Origin of the sequence: Pseudomonas psychrophila (assembly GCF_001043005.1) — a bacterium.
GTDB classification, from domain to species: Bacteria; Pseudomonadota; Gammaproteobacteria; order Pseudomonadales; family Pseudomonadaceae; genus Aquipseudomonas; species Aquipseudomonas psychrophila.
This window is the reverse complement of record NZ_JYKZ01000066.1, coordinates 1-665: the sequence shown is the minus strand read 5'-3', so window position 1 is coordinate 665 and position 665 is coordinate 1. Positions and strand designations below refer to the sequence as shown.

The 665-nt window shown below is 63.9% G+C and carries 1 protein-coding gene; it reads left to right on the top strand.

Going from position 1 to position 665, the window contains the following annotated elements:
- On the top strand, positions 1-665 hold a 665-nt coding region (locus tag TU76_RS24085; protein WP_048352663.1), incomplete at both ends, for a condensation domain-containing protein.

Here is a 665-nt window from a genome sequence, read left to right as displayed (position 1 = left end):
CGCTTTTACCCGGCAACATGCGGTCACCCTCAACACCCTGGTTCAGGGCGCATGGGCGCTGTTGTTGCAGCGCTACAGCGGCCAGCAGACGGTCGCGTTCGGTGCCACGGTCTCCGGGCGGCCGGTCGACTTGCCGGGGGCGGAGCAGCAACTCGGCCTGTTTATCAATACCTTGCCGGTGATCACCCGGCCGCAAGCCGCCGAAAGCGTGGTGCAGTGGCTGGGCCGTTTGCAGGCGCACAACCTGGAATTGCGCGAGCATGAATTCACCGCCCTGAGTGATGTGCAGCGTTGGGCCGGGCGTACGGGCGAGCCGCTGTTCGACAGTCTGCTGGTGTTTGAAAACTTCCCGATTGCCCAGGCCTTGCAGCAGGGCGCACCGGACGGTTTGAGCTTTTCGGTGCCGGACAACCATGAGCGCACCAATTACCCGCTGACCCTGGCAGCCGTCAGTGAAGGACAGTTGAGCCTGACGTGGAGTTTCTTGCTCAGCCATTTCAGCCCGGTCGCCATTGCCCGCATGAGTGAACATCTGGCGTGCCTGCTGCACGCCATGGTGGCCACGCCGCAGGCCAGTCTGGGTGAGTTGCAGCTGCTGAGCGCTGGCGAACAGACCCGGCTCTTGCAGGACTGGAATCCGCCGCCAGGCCCCACGACGCAACACT